Origin of the sequence: Leptotrichia buccalis C-1013-b (assembly GCF_000023905.1) — a bacterium.
GTDB classification, from domain to species: Bacteria; Fusobacteriota; Fusobacteriia; order Fusobacteriales; family Leptotrichiaceae; genus Leptotrichia; species Leptotrichia buccalis.
This window is the reverse complement of record NC_013192.1, coordinates 155,930-177,707: the sequence shown is the minus strand read 5'-3', so window position 1 is coordinate 177,707 and position 21,778 is coordinate 155,930. Positions and strand designations below refer to the sequence as shown.

The following is a 21,778-nucleotide window of genomic DNA, read 5'->3' as shown; positions in this document are numbered from 1 at the left end:
TTATTCTGGATATGATTTATAGTAGCAAAATTTTATGTGATAAAGTTATTACAAGCATTTTACTTGGATAGAAAAAAGTTTTGTTAGACTTGACAATATACTATTCATTTTTAAAAAATAATTTTATAATCTTAAATTGACTTATAATAAAATGAAGATATAATTTAATTAAAGGAAATAATAAAAATACTTATTGATTAATCTGATTTGTAATTTAAAAATTGAGGAGGAAAATCGCGGATAAAAAAGAATCGTTTTTGGTATCTTGATGATTATATTCTTTTTTGCATTATTACCTGGTATATTTTACTGGATTAAGAATGATGGTGGCTTAAAGGGAGCAATTTATCTGGAAGAGCCTAAAAAATGAAGGAAAGGTTGTGATTATTTCAGGAAAGGCGGATATTATAGAAAATGCATAATGATAATGAAATGGGATTACATTTTAAATATCCCGTTGTTTTGAGAAGAAAAGAAATCTGGAAAGAGGAACGTAGAGAGGGTAAAGTGAAAGCAAAATGGAGTTTTAGTATAAATAAAAAGACCTTTGAAATTTCCAGTTTTTATTTTTAAATTTCTCAGGTCTATTTTTTATATTATAGCTAAACTTTCTTATATATTGAACTAGGTCATATATAAAAATTTAAAATTAATATTTTAACTGTGAGTAGACATCATAGCCTTCTAGCAACTCTCTTCCCTTTAAATCAGTTAATTCTATCATAAATGCCAGCTCATAAACTTTTGCTTCCAATTTTTCTACTAACTGAACCATTGCTTTGGCAGTTCCGCCTGTTGCTAATAAATCGTCTACTATTAGTATTTTTGAACCTTTTTTGAAAGCGTCCTTATGAATTTCTATACTATTTTTACCGTATTCTAATGAATATTCTACACTTTCTACTTCTGCTGGCAATTTCCCCGGTTTTCTTGCAGGAACGAATCCAGCTCCGATATTGTAGGCTATTGCAGCTCCGAAAATGAAGCCTCTTGCATCAGCTCCTACTACGTAATCTATTCCTTTATCCTTGTATCTGTCTGTAAAATCTTTTATGATAATTTCCAGTCCTTCTTTATCTTTTAATGCTGTTGTAATGTCTCTAAAAATTACTCCTTTTTCTGGAAAATCCTCTACTGAACGAATTAAGTTTTCTATTTTGTTTTTTTCTTCTATTGTCATTTTTTATTTTTCCTCTTTTCTATTTTTGTTATTAAATGTATCTGATTAAAATAAATTAATAAAAATTTTAATCATTCCATAAACTTCCCAAATAATTTCCCACTTTTTCTCCATTTACTATTTTTAGTAAATTTTCTTTTATATTTGGATAAATAGTAATTGATTTTAATTCATCTTTTGTTACAAATTTCAAATCTGTAAGAACTGCTTCATTTCCTAATTGGATATTATCATCGTTTTTGTTATTACGATGAACTTTGAAAAATAGATTTAAAACATGACGCTCTTTATTTGGTGAAATTGTTTCTGAAAAAAATAAAAATTCATCAACTTCTATATCTAAATTTGTTTCTTCTTTGTACTCTCTAATTAGAGCTTGTTTTGTGGTTTCTCCCCAGTCATTTCCACCGCCTGGAATTAACCAGTATTTTTTATTATTCTTATGATGTTGAATTAATAAAATTTTATTATTTTCAACAAGAATTCCTGCTACACGTATTCTTGGTCTAACTTCTTCCATTTTTTCTCCTTGCTTTCTCATTCTTCTTTTTCCTGTTCAATAATAACCGCTCTTACTCTTTCAACACGCTTATTATCTACATCAGTTACTTTTAATACAAAATTATCGCCTTTTACCTGATCAAAGACATCAGCAACTTTTCCCAACTTATCCTGAATATATCCTGAAATAGTGTCGTACTCTTCAGATAATGGAATTTCTATTTCCAATTTGTCATTGATTTCTTCAATAGGCGTGTCTCCTTTTATATCGAATATTTTTTCACGAATTTGCTGAATATTTTCTTCTTCCTGATCAAACTCATCCCTTATTTCTCCAACAATTTCTTCCAGTAAGTCTTCAATTGTTACAATTCCCTGAGTTCCTCCGTACTCGTCTATAACTATTGCCATATGAAGCTGCTTTAATTTAAATTCTTCCAGCAGTTCTACTAAAGGCTTTGTAATTGGAACAAAGTAGGCTTCTTTCATAAAGTCCTTTATTGGCGGATTTTCTCCAGTTTGCTTATCGTAACGGAGTAAATCTTTCATGTGGACTGTTCCTACAATTTTGTCGATTGTTTCGGTGTAAATTGGGATACGTGTGAATCCTTGATCCAGAATTTCATTCCATACATCGTCAATTTTACTTTCTGCTTCTAATGCAAAAACATCTCTTCGTGGTGTCAGTATTTCCTTAACTGTCGTTTCAGAAAATTCAAAAATGCTAGTAATCATTTCCTCTTCGCCTTCTTCAAATACACCGCTTTCCGTTCCAGCCTTTAAAAATGTCAAAATTTCATCTTCTGTTATTTCAAACATCTGATCCTTTACTTTTATTTTAAATATACCAACAATTAATCTTGAAATATAGATAAATAATCGAATTAACGGTCTTAAAATAATTCTTAGAGTGTTTAATGGGATTATCAAAGTTTTTGAAACCCCGTAAATATTATTTCTGGCAATTAATCTTGGTATCATTTCAGAAAATAATAATATCAGCATTATTAATACAAAAAATGATATTCCTACATAATGGTTTTCCTTATAAAGTTTCTTTATTAGGTAAATTCCTGTGAAAATCATTGAAGAATATGAAATTGTCTTTATAAATAAAAGTGTTGTAAGTAATTCATTTGGATTTTCCAGCCAAAATTTTAAAAGTTCACTTTCCCTAGTTTTTTCCTTTTCTTTTGAATCACTTTTTAAATGAATTTGTTTAAGTGATGATAAAGCTGACTCTGCAGCTGATAAAAACGATGTAAAAAACAATAGAACCAATAACAGAATAACATCTAACAAAATCCTCTTCTCTTCCAAATTTTATCCCTTCTTTTTCAATTTATATTTTTAGCAGAAAACTATTCAACAATAAATAACGCCTGTCCTTTTTTTATACTATCTTTATCTTTTACCAATACTTTTTTTATTTTTCCTGAAACTGTTGATTTTACTTCATTCATAAGTTTCATTGCTTCTACAATACAAAGTGTCTGACCTTCTTTTACAGAATCTCCTTCTTTTACGAATGGAGCAGCTGTTGGTGATGGTGATGCATAAAAAGTTCCAACCATTGGTGACGTAATCTTTGTTCCTGAAATTTCTTCAGGAGCTACTTCTTTTGGTTCAGCTGGTGCTGCTGTTTCTTCAATTTTTACTTCTTCTTCAGTACTTACTGGTGCTTGTGCTAAAGGCTGTGGCTGAGATAAAGCTCGACTTAAAATAACGTTTCTTTCTTTTCTTTTTTTTGTCAGTGAAATTTCAAAGTTATTATCTTCATATTTTACTGCCTCAATTTTATTTTCATTCATGCTTTTAGCTAGTTCTTCAATAAATTTAATTTTATCTTTCATAAATTTTCTCACTTTCTTTTTATTTATTTTTAAATTTTATTTACCTACTTTTTGTTTATATGATTTGAATGTATTTTTTATTAACATCGCAATTGTCATTGGTCCTACACCGCCAGGAACTGGAGTAATGTATGATGCTTTTTGTGAAACTTCTTCAAAATCCACATCTCCACATATTTTACCGTCTACCCGATTTATTCCAATATCAATTACAACAACGCCTTCTTTTACATCTGAACCTTTTACTAATTTAGGCGAACCAGCTGCAGCTACTACAACATCAGCTTTTTGCAGCTTTTCAGGTAAATTTTTTGTTTTTGAATTACAAACCTGCACTGTTGCACGTTTATTTATAAGTAAAAGTGTCATCGGTTTTCCTACAATGTTACTTTGCCCAATTACCAAAACGTCTTTCCCCTCCAAGTCGATATTGTATTCTTCAAACATCTGAATTACTCCAGCTGGTGTGCAAGGCAGAAATCCTGTTTCATCTCCAATCATCATTTTTCCAATATTTGTTGTATGAAATCCGTCCACATCCTTTTCAGCCGAGATTGCATTTATAACTTTCAATTCATTGATATGTTTTGGAATTGGCAATTGCACCAAAATTCCGTCAATATTATTATCATTGTTTAATTTTTCAATTTCCAAAAGTAAATTTTCTTCTGTAATATGCTCATCAAGTCTAATTGTTTCAGAATGAAATCCTACTCTTTCACATGCTCTTATTTTATTTCTTACGTAGATTTGTGAAGCAGGATTTTCACCTACTATAATTACCGCAAGTCCAGCTTTTCTGCCAACTCCTGTCTGTAATTCACTATGCTCTTCTTCAATTTCTTTCAAAATTTTATCTGAGAGCATCTTTCCGTCAATTATAGTCATACCTTTACTGCTAATCAAATTTAGCAGTTTCTCCTTTCATTGTTATATCTTTTCATTCGGACTATTTATTCGCCAAAAGTTTAGTTCCTGTAATTTGGCAGAAATATCCATATCTACCACTTTTATATTTTTATTTAATTCCAATTTATAAGTCGTCATATTAAGTATCGCACAAATTCCATTTTTTACAAGCTCTTCAGCTGCAAATTGTGCCTGCTCTTTTATAACTGCCAAAATAGCTGTATCTATCTTTATGTTAAATTCATTTTTCATATTTTTTACAAACTCTTCAACATTTCTTACATCTTGAATAACTAAATTATTTTCGGCAATTTTTCCAATTTTATTTTCATCTTTGTCAAAAATTCCTACAATTTTAAAACCTTCTCCTAGAACTTCAACATTTGAAGAAAGCATTTCTCCCATTTTTCCATGTCCTACAATTATAACATGATTAATTTTATCTATTCCCAGAATTTTTGTAATAATTTCTATCAAATTATCAATATCGTAGCCCTTGCCACGTACACCAAATTCACCAAATGTGGATAAATCCTTACGTACTTGAGCAGAAGTTGTATTCATAATCTTTGCAAGCTCAATGGAATTTATTTCATCATCTCGTTTTCGAGCCTCTTTTAAAATAGATAAATATTCTGTCAATCTTTGAACAACTCTTTCAGAAATTTCCAATTTTTTTAATTTCATAATTTCCTCCTATGAAAATTAGAAAATCACTATTCACATAAAAATTATTGCTTTAACATTAAATTTATACTCAATATTTCTTACAATAATTTTTCACCTATCACCATTTTACGCCCATTAATAATATCTACTCCCTTTTGAAGTTTTTTCCCTTCAAATTTCGCCTCCAAAATCAATATTCCGCCATTTGCAACTTTTACAACAGGCCCTTTTTTATTGATAATTTCAACAATTGTACCGTTTTCTATTTCAGTTTCATTTTCATCTTTGTAATTTTTATCAATTTTTTCACTTTTGTAAATTTTTATGTTTTCGCCTTTTTCATTGGAAGTATGTGCCGCTGGAAATGGATTTAATCCGCGAATCTGATTATAAATAACTTCCTTTGTACTATTCCAGTCGATTTTTGCCTGCTCTTTTGTAATCGGCTTTACTAAAGTGGCTTTGCTATCATCTTGCTTTTCCGCCTGAACTTCTCCATTTTCAATCAATTTTAATGCCTTTGTAAGTCCAGCTGCTCCTAAATCCTTCAATTTATCGTGCAAAGTTCCAAGCGTATCATCTTCAGTAATTTCACAATATTCCTTTAAAATCACATCTCCAGAATCAAGCCCTTCCTCAATGTACATAATACTTACACCTGTTTCCGTATCGCCGTTTAAAATAGCCGAATGGATAGGCGAAGCTCCACGATATTTCGGTAAAAGTGAAGAATGCACATTTATTATTCCATATTTTGGAATATCAATTATTTCTTTTGGCAAAATTTTTCCATAAGCTACAACTACGATTAAATCAGGATTTATTTCCTTAATTTTGTTTATAACCTCTTCATCCTTCATTTTTTTTGGCTGAATAATTTCAATATCATTGTCAATTCCAAACTGCTTTACAGGCGAAAATATAATTTTATTTCCTCTAGCGTTTATTTTGTCCTCTTTTGTAAAAATAAGCTGTAAATCAGTATTTTTAAACACAACTTCCAGACTCGGTATCGCAAATTCTGGCGTTCCCATAAATATTGTCTTCATTAATTTTTCTCACTTTCCTGACTTTATTCGTCCAAATCCCTATAAATTCTACCTTTAGTAAAATCTCTTTTCAAAACATCTAATTTTTTAGCAACTAACCTTTTATTCATAACCGAAAGTTTATCTGTAAACAAGATTCCCTCAATGTGATCAAATTCATGCTGAAATGCTCTGGACCACATTTCTTCAAGTTCTTCAACAACTTCTTTCCCATTTTCATTCAAATATTTTACTTTGATTTTCGCAGGACGGTTTACTTTCTTAAAAACTCCTGGAATGCTCAAGCATCCTTCCTCCATATCTACAATTTCATCAGAAAATTCCAAAATCTCAGGATTTATAACCTTTTTCACAACTCCATCGTGTTCCAGCACAAAAAATCTTTTCGCAATATCCACCTGATTTGCAGCAAGTCCTACGCCATTAGCCTTTCTCATAAGGGCAACCATTTCATCCAGAGTCTCCCTTACATTATCATCAACCACATCAACTTTTTCCGATTTTTGACGCAAAGTTGGGTGTCCGTATAAAACTATTTTCATTTTTATTTTTTCTCTCCTTTTAAACTCATTATTTGTACGTCTTATTTTATCATATTATTTGATAAATTTTAATACAAAACATCAATTAATTTTTTATTTATCATTCCTCAATTTTTTTTAATCCCAATTTTGTTTCCGACACAAGCACCGCAAAAAGCACCAAACTAGCTCCAGCTGCCACTCTTAGTGACAATCTCTCACTTAATATAAAAAATGCAAAAAGTGGAGCAAAAAGTGACTCTGTTGACATTAATATTGAAGCTCTTGTGGAAGTTGTATATTTTTGGCAGAATGTCTGTAATACTGTCGGTATCGCTGTTGAAAAGAGTGTTAAATAAATTATTGCAACTAACGTCATTCCAGCAGGTTTTTCAATTTTACTTATATCTGAAAAAATAAAAACATTTATCACAAATAATATTCCAGCTACAAACATCTGCATAACAACAAGTTTTAACGGCTCAACTTTTTTGCTGAAATACCCATTCGTAGCAATCTGTCCTGCAAAAAATACTGCACTTATGATCGTCAGAATATCTCCAAAATTAAGATTTGCAAGATTCATCTTCCTGTCAAAACTTATCACAGCAACTCCCATTACACAAATAACTGAAGCCAGAAATGCAAAAATATCAGGACGTTTTTTGTGCAAAAACCAAAAAATATAAGGCACAATTATAACATTAATTGATGTAAAGAAAGCATTTTTACTGGCAGTCGTAAGCATTGCCCCATAAGTTTGAAAAGCATATCCAAAAAATTGAAAAATTCCAACTATTAATCCAGCCAAAATATCCTTTTTCGTAAATCTACCAACTTTCCTAAAGAAAATCCCGTAAAGAATAAGCCCTCCCACAAGAAATCTAACCGCTGACAAATAAAACGGATCAACTCCTGTATTCAGCCCAATCTTCACAAATACAAACCCAAGTCCCCAAAATATCCCTACAAAAAGCAGCCCAAAATCTGCTAAATACTGTTTCACAAAACTTCTCCTTATCATTTTAAATCTTGTTTAGTCATTTGTAAAAGTATAAAAATTTATATAAACACAGTATTTTTTAACGTTTGATTTTCTTGGTTTTCTCTATTTCCTGACAAGGGGTCTTGACCCCTTGTAATTTATAAATGCAGCTGTTATTCAATCTTTATGCTTTTACTTTTACAATTTCCTAATTTTTAAATTTTTATATTTATTATTTTTTCTACTTTCTGAATACTATTAGATATATGCAATAATCTAAGTTTTTTTATTTCCACAAGGGGTCAAGACCCCTTGCTTCAGAATATTTATTTTACTATTTTTGAATAAATATAAATTTCAAAAAAACTAATAATTTAAAGTTAATCATCTGCATTATTAAAAAACTTCCTATAAATATCCATTTTCAAAAATTCATTTTCTATTTTCCCATCATTCTTTTTCAAATATTCCATTACAAAATCACGTACAAATTTGATTTCCTTCACATTTTTTACAATGTCCGTAAAAAGCATGTCAGATACTCCACTTTGCCTTGTTCCTAAAATTTCTCCTGAATTACGTAACTTTAAATCTTCTTCGGCAATTTTGAAACCATCTGTTGTTTCTTCCATAACTTCCAGTCTTTTGGTTGAAATTTCATTTGTTGTTTCAGATTCTAAAAAGCAGTAGGACTGGTATTTTCCACGACCAACTCTTCCTCGCAGCTGATGAAGTGAAGAAAGTCCGAATCTTTGGGCGTCACGGATTACCATAATAGAAGCATTTGGAACATTTACTCCAACTTCGATTACCGTTGTGGAAACTAGAATGTCAAGTTCGTGATTTTTAAACTGTTCCATGACTTTCTGCTTTTCCTTGTAAGTTTGCCGTCCGTGCATAAGTCCGATTTTTCTATTTGGAAAAATTGAAATGTACTCTTCGTATGTTTCCTGTGCTGATTTTACATTCAGGCTCTCACTTTCCTCAATTAATGGCGACACTATGTACACTTGCCGTCCATCTTTCATTTTCTTTTCCATAAAGTTATACATTTTTTGTCTGTCAATTTCATTTTGTATCCATTTTGTCTTAATCGGACTTCTTCCAGCAGGCAACTCGTCAATAATTGACACGTCCAAATCTCCGTAAATTGTAAGTGCAAGCGAACGTGGAATTGGAGTGGCACTCATAACAATTAAATTGGCAATATTTCCCTTGTCACGTAAAAGTTTTCGCTGTGTTACCCCAAACCTGTGCTGTTCATCAATTACAATTAGTCCAAGATTTTTGAAAATCACATTGTCCTCAATTAGAGAATGTGTCCCAATCACAATGTCAACAAGTCCTTCTTTTATTTCATTCAGCAATTTTTCCTTTTTCTTTCCCTTCACACTCCTAGTCAAAAGTTCCACTCGTATGTCAAGATTCATAAACTCATCTACAATTCCCAGATAATGCTGTGTAGCAAGAATTTCTGTAGGTGCCATAATTACGCCCTGATAATTATTTTCAACCATATAAAGAAGCATTATAAATGAAACAATCGTCTTTCCAGAACCAACGTCCCCCTGAATCAGCCTATTTACAATCTTTCCAGCCTTTAATTCAGAATAAATCTCCTTTATTACACGCTTCTGTGCCTTTGTCAACTCATAATCCAGACTTTTTATAAACTTGCTCACAAGACTTTTATTATCCTCAAGTTTGTAAAGATTCTTATTTGCCTTGTCTACACTAAAACGATTTTGCAAAATCCCCATTTCCAGAAGCAAAATTTCCTCCAGCATAAATCTTTTCCGTGCTTTGCTTTGCTTTTCCTCACTTTCTGGAAAATGAATATTTAAGACTGCCTCTTTTCTTCCGAGCAGTTTCTCCTTCTGCAAAAATTCCTTTGGTAGATTTTCCTGCAACAAATATCCGTAATCCATTAGGGCATTTTCCATAACTTTTCTGATTACCTGCTGTCTAAGTGATTCTGTAGACGGATAAATAGGTAATATCTGTTTTTGTTCATGCATATCAAAACTAGCTTGATTGATTTTTTTATACTCAGGATTTACAAGCTGAAATTTTACAGTCTTTCTTACTTTTCCATAAACCGTAATCTCATCACCAATATGAATCCCATTTTTCACAAACCTGTTATTAAACCACACAAGCTCAATCATTCCGCTATCATCACTCAAAACCGCACGAAACATAGTTCTCCCAGCCTTTATATACTGATTAACCACATTCACAATTGTCCCCTGTAAAATCACAAATTCATCCGCCAGAATTTCCGCAATTTTCTTATGATTACTTCTATTCTCATAAGCCCTTGGGAAAAAATAAAGCAAATCATAAAGTATAAAAACTCCCAATTTCCTAAATTTTGGAATGTTTGTTTTTGTAACTCCTTTTATTTTCATATTTTCTAAATTTTCATAAAGCAAGTTATATGTTTTCATAGCCATTTCCGCCTTATTTATACTACATTTTTATTCGTATTATAATAATACCACACTTTACTGAAATTTCCTATATAATAAAAATTAGTATTTATATTTCAATAAATTTATGATAAAATTTTATTATATACTTGAACTTCTTTAAAATCAAACCAATAAAAAAAATAATTTTAAAGTTTGGGTAAAACAGCCATAATTTTTTAGTTCAGTTTTAAGCGGTATTACTATATATTCCGTTTCTTTCAAGACTGAACTAATAACTTTAGGATTTAACTTTATCGTAAAGGAGAAATAAAATGTATAAAGTATTAATTGCAGATGATAATAAGCAGATTGTATCAATACTTTCAGAGTACTGTAAAAAAAATAATTTTATTGTAAGCACTGTTTTCAATGGAGAAGACGCTCTTAAGGAAGTGGAGGAAAATAAATTTGATATTGTGCTTCTGGATGTTATGATGCCAAAAAAAGATGGATTTGATGTATGCCGTGAAGTGCGGAAATTTTCCAATGTTCCAATTATAATGATTACAGCACGTGGAGAAGATTATGAGAAAATAATGGGGCTGGAAATAGGTGCAGATGACTACATTGTAAAGCCATTTTCACCTGGAGAGATTATAGCAAGGATAAATGCCATTTTACGTCGGATTACTCCAAAAAATGATGACAGCGAAAAAATATTCTCGTTTGATAATCTTGAAATTGACTTAAATAATTTTACTGTAAAAATAAATAACGAAATAATTTCCTTAACAAAAAAGGAAATCGAAATTTTGTGGACACTAGCGACAAATCAGAATAAAGTTTTTACGAGAGAAAATCTGCTAGATTTAATCTGGGGATTCGACTATTTTGGCGAAAGCCGTACTGTTGATACCCATATAAAACGGCTTCGTGCAAAAATGGATAATTATGAGCATAAAAAATGGAATATTAAAACTATTTGGGGAGTTGGATATAAATTTGATATTCTGGAAAATTAAAAATTATAACTATTTACGACTTTAAAAATATAAAAAAGTTTGATACAATATTTGTATATAAAATTTATATATAATTCGATTCCTTGATATACAACTGGTAAAAAATTAATTTTATTAGAAATTAAATTGATGAAAAGGGAGAAAATATGTATATTTTTGGATTTGAATTTTAAAAAAGTTTAAAATTTTAAAAAGGAGATGAAAATGGCAAGAAATATAAAAAAAATTTTCTTTAATGGAGAAGAATATCCTCCAGAAACATTTCGATTGGCAATGCTTCTATGTATGGTTGGGGGATTTATGGACACATATACATTTTCTACACGTGGAAATGTGTTGGCTAATGCACAGACTGGAAATATTGTTTTTCTTGCAATAAATTTGGGAAAAGGAAATTTTGGAAAAGCATTTTATTATTTTGTTCCAGTATTTGTATTTACAATGGGAATATTATTTTCAGAATTTATACGAATCAAATTTGAAAAACATAAAATTTTCCGATGGCAGCAAATTGTCATATTCTATCAAGTCATAATAATGTTTTTTATTGCATTTGTCCCAAGTGGAAAATGGAATATGCCAATAAACATAATTATGTCATTTATCGCTGCAATTCAATACCAAGGGTTCAAAAAAATTAGAGGAATGGCAGGAGCAACTACTATATGTACAGGAAACCTGCGAAGCGGAATGGAAAATCTATTTAAATATATAAATACAAAAGAAACATCATTTTTACAAAATTTTTGGATATATATTGGATTAGATTTATTTTTTCTAGTCGGTGCGCTTCTTTGCATGGTTTTAGTCGGAATATATGGTGAATTGTCATTATTAGCATGCTGTATCTTATTAATTATCGTATTTTCAGTAATGTTTAAAGAAGCTATTTAAGGAAATATAAAAATTTAATTTTGAAAAAAATTATTTACTTCAGTCAATAACATATGAAAAAATATTGTATTTGTATGTTATTGTACTGATTTTTTTTTATATAAAAAAATGGCGTACCCGTGAGGAATCGAACCCCAAGCCTTCTGATCCGAAGTCAGACGCTCTATCCAGTTGAGCTACGGGTACACACAAAAAAGTAAGTTATTAAAAACTTACTTTGCTAATACTTTTAAAATTTTAGGACTTAATGTTTCTTTATTTTTTAACAAGATTTTTTTAACTTGATCAACATTTTTCCCTTTTAATGTTTTCATTGCTTTTGTACAAACTCTTACTCTAACTTCTTCATTATTAATAGTTAAAAGCATTGTTTGTAAATTAGGTCTCCAAATTCTTTTTGTAGCTCTGTGAGAGTGACTTACTCTATTTCCGTGGCTTACTGTTTTTCCAAAAACTTCACATCTTTGCATAATTATTCACATCTACTAAATAACTTTAGTAGCTCTCCTTTCTATTTTTAATCTGATACAGTCTTTTACTGCTCTTTCTTTTAATGTATAACTTAACTATTTTATAAATTATATGTTCAGTTAAAATTATTTTTTACATATCGGTCTTTATTTTATCACATTTTCTAAATTTTTACAAGTTATTATCCATATTTTTTACTTTATTTCACAAATTTTTCTTATTTTTCAAAAAATTGTTTTAAATTTGGCGGAAAATAATTTGGTCCTTTTATTACCTTTCCATCTTCACGATAAATTGGTTTCCCATTTTCATCTAGCTTGCTCAAATTACTTCTATGAATTTCCTCAAACACATCTTCAATAACATCTTGCATTCCATGCTCAATTATTGTTCCACAAAGAATATAAAGCATATCCCCAAGAGCATCTGCAACTTCCACGACATCTCCTCTTTTAGCCGCTTCCAGATACTCATCATTTTCCTCTTTCATCAAGTCAAATCTTAACTTTTCCAGTCCATTTTCAAGTTTTCCAATTGGTTTATCAGAATTTCCCAGTTTATAAATTCTATGAAATTCTTCAACACATTCTATTTTTCTTTTCATTATTATCTTTCCTTTCTAAATTTATCTTATTATCAACATCAGCAAAAGATATAAAATTACTACTTTTACAATGTCAGAATACAACACAACTACTGAAAAAAATCTTGTTTTTTCTAAAATTTCAGTACTGTCAGTTTCTACTTTTTTTAGTATCTTTATTTGTATATTTTTTATGTCTTTTTTTATTAAGAAAACTAGCAATATTAGTGCCAAAACAAGCATTATTCCAGCAATAATAGTTTTTTGCGTAACAAAAAAAGAAAGTTTTCCGAAGAAAATAGATAGAATTAAGCCCTTTATTAATGATAGAACTATTAAGGCGGATTTCATATTCTTTTTTTGTTTATTTATTAATATTTTGGGCAGGACAAAAGATAAAAGAATTTCGAGTATAAATAAAATTATGAATAAAATTCCTTTCCCATCAGGTAGTTTTAACTTTCTTAATGACTGAATTATGTTGGCTAGCTCGAAAATCATATAATTTTTTAATATCATACATAATAAAATTGAAATTGCAATTCCTGAAAATATCCATATTCTGCTTGCTAGAATTTCTTCGTTTATAAAACTTTCTATCTCATGTACCGTTTTATTGTCAATTTTTTTATTATTTTTCAAAATTTTCCCCTTTAATAAATAGAATAAGAGTTATTTAAGGACTGCAATTTATCCAAAAATAACCCTTTGTCATTACCATTTTTACTGTTTCTTAAATTTTAATTTCTTCCTCGTCCTGATATTCTTAAAATTGATAAGAATAAGTTTACGAAGTCAAGGTATAAGCTCAATGCACCTGAAATTTCAATTTTATTTAAAATTTCTGAATCTTCTTGAACTGCATAGGCAATAATATTGCTTTTTATTCTGTTTACATCAACTGCAATGAAAATTGTGAAAACAATTACACCTAAAACTGATACAAACAAATCAAGCCCGCTATTTCTCAAGAAAATATTTACTAAGCTTACCAAAACAATTGATATTAACCCAATCATTAGCATTGGAGTAAATTTTGTAAGATTTTCTTTTGTAAAATAGCCGTAGACAGCCACAACTGCAAATAATACTAATGTTCCTAAAAATGCTGAAATTACAATACTTGGAGCATAAATAATCCCAATAGCTGAAAGTGTCAGTCCGTTTAATGCAGAGTATATCAAAAACATAAGTTTTAATGTACTAGATTTTGCTTTATAAATCAATGCTGAAAACGCAACGACAACTATAACTTCTATAACAGCAAGAACATAGTACATTCTTATTATTCCAATGGCAATCGGATTTCCAGTCATAAGCCCATTATATACAAAAAATCCAAAAAGTCCTGTTATAACAAGCCCTAACAGCATCCACATCATGCTTCCACGAACTTTTGAACTTACAAGTCTATCCAAATCATCATAAGTCATCGTCATTTCTCTGTGTCCGCCATATTCATTATAATCATCGTTATTATGATTATAAGTTTCTAATTCGTCATAATCATTTCTCATAAAAATCACCTCATTATTTTAATCTTTTTTCTTTTCAAAAATTATTTTATTTTAACAACTTGAATAATTCTGTTAGCATTTTTTATAAAATTTCAACTAAAAACTTTTTATCCAAGCTATCATAGTATTATAACTTTTAACTTTTAAAAAAGACTTTTATTTATCAGTTAAATTACTTAATTTTATTCTTTATTTTCTATTTTGAAAATGGAACATGTGATTCCTGTTTCAAAGTTTCGATAATTTCATCAACTGATACATTTTTACTGTCTTGTGAACCAAATCTTCTTACATTTACTTCGTTGTTTGCAACTTCGTTTTTACCGATTATTAATTGAACTGGTATTTTCTGAACTCCGTTTGCTTCTCTGATTTTGTATCCAATTTTTTCTACTCTTGTGTCAAGCTCTACTCTGATTCCTGCATCTTGAAGTTTTATAAACAATTCTTTTGCGAAAGGCACCTGCTCGTCAGAAATTGTTAAGATTCTTGCTTGTACTGGTGCTAACCAAGTTGGGAATGCTCCTGCATAATGTTCGATTAAAATTCCGATAAATCTTTCCAAACTTCCATACATTGCCCTGTGAATCATTACTGGCTCGTGTTTTTCCCCATCTGCACCGATATAGCTCATTTCAAATCTTGCTGGAAGGTTAAAGTCTAACTGGATTGTTCCACATTGCCAAATTCTTCCGATTGAGTCTTTCATCTTAAAGTCGATTTTTGGTCCGTAGAATGCTCCATCTCCAGGATTTAGCTTGTAATTAATTCCTTTATGTTCCAAAGCTGATTTCAAGTTTGCTTCAGCCATTTCCCATATTTCGTCAGAACCTATCGCTTTATCAGGTTTTGTCGATAATTCAATATGGTATTCAAATCCAAATACAGTATAGAATTTATCATATAAATCAATAATTTCGATAATTTGTTCCTCAATTTGCTCTTTCGTACAGAAAACGTGGGCATCATCCTGTGTAAATGCTCTAACTCTCATAAGCCCGTGTAAAGCTCCACTAAATTCGTGTCTGTGAACAAGCCCCATTTCTCCATATTTCAATGGTAAATCCTTGTATGAATGTAAATTATTCTTATAGGCAATTATTGAACCTGGACAGTTCATAGGCTTTATTGCATATTCTTTTTCATCAATTGTCGATGTGTACATATTTTCACGGTAATTGAACCAGTGTCCAGAAATTTCCCACAATTCCTTATCTAGCATAATAGGAGTTTTTATTTCCTGATAACCTCTTTTTTTATGTTCAACTCTCCAGATTTCTTGCAATTTATTAAATAATTCCACACCTTTTGGCATAAAGAACGGGAATCCAGGTCCATGTTCGTCCACAAAGAACAAGTCAAGCTGTTTTCCTAATTTTCTGTGGTCTCTCTTTTCAGCTTCTTCCATCATTGTCAAATAGTCATCCAGCTCTTTTTTTGTTGCAAAAGCTACTCCGTAAATTCTTTGAAGCATTTTATTATTTGAATCTCCACGCCAGTAAGCTCCTGCTGTTGACATTAGTTTGAATGCTTTTAAGTAGCCAGTGGATGGAATGTGTGTTCCACGGCATAAGTCTATAAATTCACCTTGCTGATAAATGCTAACTTTATCTGCACCCAAGTCTTCAATTATTTCAACTTTATAAGTTTCACCTTTTTCAGCAAAGAATTTTTTTGCTTCTTCGGCAGTCATTTCACTTCTTTTAAATTCATAGTTTTCTTTTACAATTTTTGCCATTTCCCCTTCAATTTTGGCTAAATCTTCCTCAGTAAACGGTTTTTCTGGGTCAAAGTCATAAAAAAATCCATTTTCAATAACAGGCCCTATCGTAACCTTTGTATTTGGGAAAAGTCTTTGCACAGCCTGAGCCATAATATGCGCCGCACTGTGTCTTATAATTTCTATCCCTTTTTCACTTGTATTAGTAATTATTTCAATTGTTCCAGATTTGTCAATAATATGAGACGGATCAACTTGCACACCGTCAATTATCGCCCCAACGGTTGCCTTCCCAAGACTGCTCCCAATACTTTTTGCAAATTCCACAACAGTCATCGGATTTTCCAACTGTCTTTTACTACCATCAGGCAAAATCATTTCTATCATTTCGATTCCTTCTTTCTCTCTTTTGTCAAATAAAATTAGGCTCTAGTTAGCCTAATCGCATAATTATTTATTATAGTATAATTCTTGCTTTTTTTCAACCTAAAAATTTAAAACATCTCTAAAATCCACATATCTAAACAATTATATTTAAAAGTAAATAAAAAAATGAGTAAGAACTTAGAAATTTATTCTTACTCGGAAATTATTTTTTAGATATCGGGGTAATCTATAATCAATAATATTTTTTTATTCTTCATAATCATACTTTAAAGCATAATCATTAAATAATTTTTCAATTATTAGCACTTCAAATTTTTCCACATTTTCAAAAAATAAATAACCATATTTTTTATATTCACTATTGTTTTTAAAAAATATATTAATATCACTATAATGCTCCAACAAGTCCATTTGCGACTTGTCTGCATTATATGTTATACTGCCAACTGCACTATAATAATTTAATTGTTTTAGTGCCGTTGTATTCTCTATATAAGCATTTTCAAACAATGATTTAAAATGAGTGCATACGTAAAATATGAAACTATCACTATATCCAGCCAATTCCATTTCCTGCTGTATTTCTGTTAGCTCATAATCGTATAATCTTTTTTTAAAATTTTCCATAATATCTCTCCCTTGTCTTAATGCTGTTTGTTGTACGTTTAAATTTTATTAAACATATGTTTTAACTCATAGTTTCATCTCCTTGTCCAACAGTTCGTGCAATTCCTGTTGAACTTGCTGGAACTCTATTTTTAATTGTTTTAACTGTGCTTTTTTCTGTTTTATTATATTGAATGCAAATTTTTCTTTTATGTTTTTTAAAGTATTTATGTTACACTCTATGTTTAGTATTTTTTCTTTTAAGTGCCGTAACTCCGACAATTTTTTATTTATTACCATAATTATACACCACCTTACCATAATAAATACCTTTTTTTATTATATATATTATATTTTTAGCCATATTTTACCACTTCAATTTTTTTATATTTTAGCATTTATTTTTTTAGTCTTAAATGCTTTAAAAATACTTTACTTTTATTTATTATTTTCTAATAGTTCAATATATAGTTGCTGTTCTATATTGTTATTAGAATCTTTACAATCGATAATTTTATGTCTTTATGTGATTTTCGCTCACTTTTATCACCTCCCTTCAATTAGTTTTTATTTAATTTCAAATTTTCTTCTAAAATCATCGTAATTATTTACCCAGTTAAATTTCACCTCCTTCGAGATCGCTTCAAAATGCAGTTTTCCACATTTTATTTTGCTTTTTTCCACAGTTGTCAAATCCTTTTCTTCTTTATCTGCCTTTGTTTCAACGATAAAATAGATTCCTACATTGTTTTCATTATTTTCTGAAGAATTTCTGTAGATGATTGCCCAGTCGGGAGAATAGTTTCCGTATGGAGTATCTATTACAAAGCCACCTTTTTTGAGTTTTGTAAATAACAATACATTTTCATCGTTTTCCAATTTTTCTGCAAATTCCTTTTCACCATCACTATCAAGTTTATAATAATCACTTAAACTTCTACTACCTTTTTTAGCTTGGAATAATCTTCTTTTATTTTCAAAATCCTCTTCGTTTATTTTATTGTCCACTTCAAAGATTTTCTCTGTATCAGTCACATATCCATCTATCACTTCATATTCAAAAACTTTTTCAGCTTTCATTTCATTTAAGTTTTCAAGCAATATTTCAGTTACATTTTCCAGCACATCTTGAATATTCAATGCTTCTCTTTTTTCTTTTTCAAGTCCACTTATTATTTTTAATATTGCTAATCTTGGGAGCATTGTGTGATACATTATGTAATTTGCTATTTCAAAATCACTTTTTGGAGCCACTTCAATTTTAGATATTTCTATTTCTTTGTCGCTACTGTCTTTTTCAAGATTAAAATTTCCTGTCTCATCATAATCTCCTTTAGATTCTGCTACTTCCACAATTTGTTTCAAATCAAAATTGCTTATGTAGTTATTTATTTTTTTTATACTACTTTCTATATATTTTTCATTATCGATTTTACACCTATAAATCGCTTTTTTACTAAGATTTGTCCCTAATTCTTCAAAAAGATTTTCAAAATCTTTTTCAGAAATAAATGTTCTTCTTTTATTAATAATCGGTTCATTATCTCCATTTGCAATTTCGATACGATTTGAACCTTTTTCCACCATATATTTTACAAAATTTTCAGCAATTTGTATAGAATGTTCTTTCAAAGTTTCATTTGAAAATTCAATTTTTTTAACATCTATTTCTTCTGTTTTCTTTAATAGGACATTATTAGAATCCATCACTTTATTTTCGATTAATTCCTTCTTAAATTCATCCACCAGTTCCGAAGTAATCTTTATTTTAGGAATTCCTGATTTTTCAAGTGTAATAAGTAAAAGATCCGATGTAACTTCATTTTTATTTATATTTTTGTTAAAATCTTCCTGTAGCATTCTTGAAAAGTTTTCATAGCTGTCATTTGCAATTACAGTAAGTTCGTTTACATTTTTATCTAAACTTCTATTTCCATTAACATCTACAGGAAGTCTAAGTCCCCTACCTATTTCCTGCTTTTTGGCTATATCGCTACTTCCATTTTTCAATGTACACAATGTAAACACATTCGGATTATCCCATCCTTCCCTAAGTGCCGAATGAGAAAAAATAAAGGCAAGTGGCTCGTTAAATGAAATCAGCTCATCTTTTTTCTCCAGTATTAATTCAATCCCTCTGTCAATGTCTTCTTGCGATTTTGCCTTCACTTCGTTTTCTTTCTTATATTCCACCTCAACTTCCTTTTTTTTCTTATCCAATGCAAAATATCCTTCTCTCACTAAATTCACATCTTCATAATGTGGAAAATAATTTTTATATTTCTCAATTTTTTCCCTATACTTTTGCACAATTTTTAAATATTCTTCGTCAAATATTTTCAAATAGACTCCTCTCCCATCAGAAGCCCCACTATCCCTAACTTTCTTAACCTCATCAATAAAAAACAGTGTCAAACTCTTTATTCTCTTCCCTTCTTCCAAAATTTCAAACTGCTTTTTAAAGTGATTGTCTATCGCAAGATTTATCTGAATACGGATAATCTCCTTATCTTCCAATTTTTTATTACTTTCCCCCAATTTCAGTTCAATATCTCCATTAACCGAAGCAATTTTCAATGCCTTCTCTTTATGTGGCTGTTCTGCAATAAACATATCCTTATACTGAGGCAATCCTCCAGAAAGTTCATACAACGAAAAACCATTTTCCACATCAAAACTTCTAAATCTGATACTTTGCCCTTGCTCTTGAGAAAACATTTCTATCCTTGCCTTGTAATCTTTTGTAAAATAAGTATATCTAATATATGGAAAATCTTTAGAAATCACACTATTTATTGTTTTTACCCGAATTTTTTTTACTAAGTCTTTTTTATACGCCTCATAAGAATCTAATTTATAAACTTGATTATACAGATTTTTATGTGTAGCCGAATAACGAAGTGTAAATAACGGCTCTAGTTCATCTATTGCCTTCAATGATTGAGATTTTTTATTTGCTGTTCCTTCTATTTTCTGTGGCTCATCAATTAACACAATCGGCCTTACAAATTTTATATCTCTCCATAAATTTTTATCATATTCATCATCCTTACGAATTTTATTCGTATCTTTATTAAACGCTTGAATATTCATAACACAGATACTCAAATTATTCTCTTCCACAAAATTATTTACTTTTCCTAAATTATTACTGTCATAAATAAAACTGTATTTTGATAAATCCACATTGTATAGCCTTTTAAAATGCTCCCTTAATTGTTCAATAGATTTTTCCACCCCTTTACGAATCGCAACAGATGGAACTACAATCATAAATTTCTTAAATCCATACTCCTTGTGCAACTCCAATATCGTACGCAAATAAACATAAGTTTTCCCAGTTCCAGTTTCCATCTCGACTGTAAAATCTCGCTCGTGCTTGCTGTAAGCCTTTTCATTGGTAAACAGTCCATTTTTCAACTGAACTTTTTTCAAATTCTGAAAAAGTTTATTCCCTCTAACAATATCAATATTTCTCACAGGATCTTTTTCCATAAGTCTTGTTTTTCTTATTCTTTCAGCATAAATATTATCCAACGATTTTGGCAATCCTCTAAATAACTCTACAACAGAGTTTACCGCCTTTTTCTGATATTCCAAATTATCATCAAACTGAAATATTATTTTATTTGACATTTACATTCCTCCTTCTTTTTTGACAATAAAAAAGCCTCAATTATCTTTTTTGATAAAAGAGACTTTTAAAAATTTTATTTTTAAAAATTATCTAATCTTAGTATCATTGTTCTTAATTTGTTTTCTGAACTAAATTCTTTTATCAGATTGAACCCATAATTTGAATAAAATCTTATCAGTGAACTGTTATCTTCACATTCCAGCCATAAATATTTTGTATTTATAATTTTTTTCACAATTAATAATAATTCATGTGCTAGCGATATTATTTCATTACCTGTTATCATATTTTTATCAGAAACATTATAATTTTTCCCTATTTGTGCCAGCAAAAAACTGTTTACAACATAACTTCCGTCTTTCAATCTTCTTCCACTCTGTGAAAATCTTTTCTGCTGTGTCTTACTAAGACTAAGAAAATTTTCTTTTTCAATAATTAAACTCTTATTTGCAAATGTAAAATACCCCAATATTTCCGTTCCCTCTTTATTGTAAATAATATGTGTTGCAGAAAGTGATTTTTTCTCAAAATCTATAGCTTTATTATGTAGAAAATCCTCAATACTATTTCTATCTCTACTTCTAAAAGTCTTTAAAATTTTTTCTTTTATAAAGTCATCGTCTTTCAATTTTTCTCTTAATTTCTGCAATGATATAGTTTCACTCTTTTTCTTTATATCCAAAATTCTTTGCTATCCTCAAAATTTCTTCTGGGTCATCTACAATTTCAAAATCAACATCAAGTTTCTTAACTTTCTTTTTACTTTCCATTGCTTCCAGTACTTCATCTGCATATCTTGCTGGAATTCTCAAAGCATCAAGTAATATACTTTCTGTAGCCATAATTACCACTCTCCCTTT

Annotated in this window: 23 protein-coding genes and 1 tRNA gene; 3 read left to right on the top strand and 21 right to left on the bottom strand. The window is 29.9% G+C overall.

All coding sequences use genetic code 11. The annotated features are described in order from the left end of the window. Nucleotides 1-414: 414 nt before the first annotated feature. Nucleotides 415-573 carry a hypothetical protein gene (locus tag LEBU_RS11820; RefSeq protein WP_012806295.1) on the top strand — a complete coding sequence of 53 codons (159 nt, stop codon included), beginning with the start codon at nt 415-417 and terminating at the stop codon, nt 571-573. A gap of 76 nt (nt 574-649) precedes the next feature. On the opposite strand, the gene LEBU_RS00880 is transcribed toward LEBU_RS11820, so the two are convergent. The 10 genes from LEBU_RS00880 to recG form a co-directional block, all read right to left on the bottom strand. Further along, nucleotides 650-1,180 (bottom strand): adenine phosphoribosyltransferase, encoded by a 531-nt coding sequence (locus LEBU_RS00880; RefSeq protein WP_012806294.1) that lies wholly within the window; start codon nt 1,178-1,180, stop codon nt 650-652. Between the two features lie 67 nt (nt 1,181-1,247). Further along, nucleotides 1,248-1,721, bottom strand: a complete 474-nt coding sequence (locus LEBU_RS00875) for an NUDIX domain-containing protein (protein WP_012806293.1) — start codon at nt 1,719-1,721, stop codon at nt 1,248-1,250. Continuing rightward, nucleotides 1,718-3,001, bottom strand: coding sequence for a hemolysin family protein (locus tag LEBU_RS00870; protein ID WP_012806292.1), 1,284 nt, complete (start codon nt 2,999-3,001; stop codon nt 1,718-1,720). Before LEBU_RS00870 ends, LEBU_RS00875 begins: the two co-directional genes overlap by 4 nt. 41 nt (nt 3,002-3,042) lie before the next feature. Then, a complete protein-coding gene (accB, locus tag LEBU_RS00865; protein WP_012806291.1) occupies nt 3,043-3,534 on the bottom strand; it encodes an acetyl-CoA carboxylase biotin carboxyl carrier protein in 492 nt (163 codons plus the stop codon). A 36-nt stretch (nt 3,535-3,570) separates the two neighbouring features. Beyond that, nucleotides 3,571-4,422 (bottom strand): bifunctional methylenetetrahydrofolate dehydrogenase/methenyltetrahydrofolate cyclohydrolase FolD, encoded by an 852-nt coding sequence (gene folD, locus LEBU_RS00860; RefSeq protein ID WP_041760721.1) that lies wholly within the window; start codon nt 4,420-4,422, stop codon nt 3,571-3,573. Between the two features lie 42 nt (nt 4,423-4,464). Next, nucleotides 4,465-5,130, bottom strand: a complete 666-nt coding sequence (locus tag LEBU_RS00855) for a redox-sensing transcriptional repressor Rex (RefSeq protein WP_012806289.1) — start codon at nt 5,128-5,130, stop codon at nt 4,465-4,467. An 80-nt stretch (nt 5,131-5,210) separates the two neighbouring features. Continuing rightward, nucleotides 5,211-6,161, bottom strand: a complete 951-nt coding sequence (gene fmt / locus LEBU_RS00850; RefSeq protein WP_012806288.1) for a methionyl-tRNA formyltransferase — start codon at nt 6,159-6,161, stop codon at nt 5,211-5,213. A gap of 23 nt (nt 6,162-6,184) precedes the next feature. Beyond that, on the bottom strand, nt 6,185-6,703 hold the full coding sequence (def, locus tag LEBU_RS00845) for a peptide deformylase (RefSeq protein ID WP_012806287.1): 519 nt from the start codon (nt 6,701-6,703) through the stop codon (nt 6,185-6,187). Nucleotides 6,704-6,803: 100 nt separating this feature from the next. Further along, nucleotides 6,804-7,688, bottom strand: a complete 885-nt coding sequence (locus LEBU_RS00840) for a DMT family transporter (protein ID WP_012806286.1) — start codon at nt 7,686-7,688, stop codon at nt 6,804-6,806. Between the two features lie 359 nt (nt 7,689-8,047). Continuing rightward, nucleotides 8,048-10,117, bottom strand: a complete 2,070-nt coding sequence (gene recG / locus LEBU_RS00835; protein ID WP_012806285.1) for an ATP-dependent DNA helicase RecG — start codon at nt 10,115-10,117, stop codon at nt 8,048-8,050. Nucleotides 10,118-10,413: 296 nt separating this feature from the next. Here recG and LEBU_RS00830 point away from each other — a divergent pair, with 296 nt between their 5' ends. Together LEBU_RS00830 and LEBU_RS00825 are read left to right on the top strand one after the other, a co-directional pair. Continuing rightward, nucleotides 10,414-11,103 carry a response regulator transcription factor gene (locus tag LEBU_RS00830; protein WP_012806284.1) on the top strand — a complete coding sequence of 230 codons (690 nt, stop codon included), beginning with the start codon at nt 10,414-10,416 and terminating at the stop codon, nt 11,101-11,103. A 204-nt stretch (nt 11,104-11,307) separates the two neighbouring features. After that, on the top strand, nt 11,308-11,997 hold the full coding sequence (locus tag LEBU_RS00825; RefSeq protein ID WP_012806283.1) for a YoaK family protein: 690 nt from the start codon (nt 11,308-11,310) through the stop codon (nt 11,995-11,997). A 109-nt stretch (nt 11,998-12,106) separates the two neighbouring features. On the opposite strand, the gene LEBU_RS00820 is transcribed toward LEBU_RS00825, so the two are convergent. From LEBU_RS00820 to LEBU_RS00770, 11 genes are all read right to left on the bottom strand, one after another. Continuing rightward, a tRNA-Arg gene (locus LEBU_RS00820) sits at nt 12,107-12,183 on the bottom strand. 26 nt (nt 12,184-12,209) lie between these two features. Further along, nucleotides 12,210-12,467, bottom strand: coding sequence for a 50S ribosomal protein L28 (rpmB, locus tag LEBU_RS00815; protein WP_012806282.1), 258 nt, complete (start codon nt 12,465-12,467; stop codon nt 12,210-12,212). Nucleotides 12,468-12,685: 218 nt separating this feature from the next. After that, nucleotides 12,686-13,072 (bottom strand): pyrophosphohydrolase domain-containing protein, encoded by a 387-nt coding sequence (locus LEBU_RS00810; RefSeq protein WP_006805592.1) that lies wholly within the window; start codon nt 13,070-13,072, stop codon nt 12,686-12,688. A 21-nt stretch (nt 13,073-13,093) separates the two neighbouring features. Then, nucleotides 13,094-13,693 (bottom strand): hypothetical protein, encoded by a 600-nt coding sequence (locus tag LEBU_RS00805; RefSeq protein WP_012806281.1) that lies wholly within the window; start codon nt 13,691-13,693, stop codon nt 13,094-13,096. Between the two features lie 98 nt (nt 13,694-13,791). Further along, complete coding sequence (locus LEBU_RS00800) at nt 13,792-14,568, bottom strand: Bax inhibitor-1/YccA family protein (RefSeq protein ID WP_049756094.1); 777 nt, start codon at nt 14,566-14,568, stop codon at nt 13,792-13,794. Between the two features lie 196 nt (nt 14,569-14,764). Then, complete coding sequence (thrS, locus tag LEBU_RS00795; RefSeq protein WP_012806279.1) at nt 14,765-16,675, bottom strand: threonine--tRNA ligase; 1,911 nt, start codon at nt 16,673-16,675, stop codon at nt 14,765-14,767. Between the two features lie 246 nt (nt 16,676-16,921). Then, entirely contained in the window at nt 16,922-17,302 is a 381-nt protein-coding gene (locus LEBU_RS00790) for a hypothetical protein (protein WP_012806278.1), read from the bottom strand. Between the two features lie 66 nt (nt 17,303-17,368). Next, a complete protein-coding gene (locus tag LEBU_RS00785; RefSeq protein ID WP_012806277.1) occupies nt 17,369-17,581 on the bottom strand; it encodes a hypothetical protein in 213 nt (70 codons plus the stop codon). Nucleotides 17,582-17,848: 267 nt separating this feature from the next. After that, nucleotides 17,849-20,917, bottom strand: a complete 3,069-nt coding sequence (locus LEBU_RS00780) for a restriction endonuclease (protein ID WP_012806276.1) — start codon at nt 20,915-20,917, stop codon at nt 17,849-17,851. 80 nt (nt 20,918-20,997) lie between these two features. Then, a complete protein-coding gene (locus tag LEBU_RS00775) occupies nt 20,998-21,600 on the bottom strand; it encodes a hypothetical protein (protein ID WP_012806275.1) in 603 nt (200 codons plus the stop codon). Then, entirely contained in the window at nt 21,578-21,760 is a 183-nt protein-coding gene (locus LEBU_RS00770; RefSeq protein ID WP_006805581.1) for a hypothetical protein, read from the bottom strand. The genes LEBU_RS00775 and LEBU_RS00770 overlap by 23 nt, the downstream gene beginning before the upstream one ends. Nucleotides 21,761-21,778 lie beyond the last annotated feature (18 nt).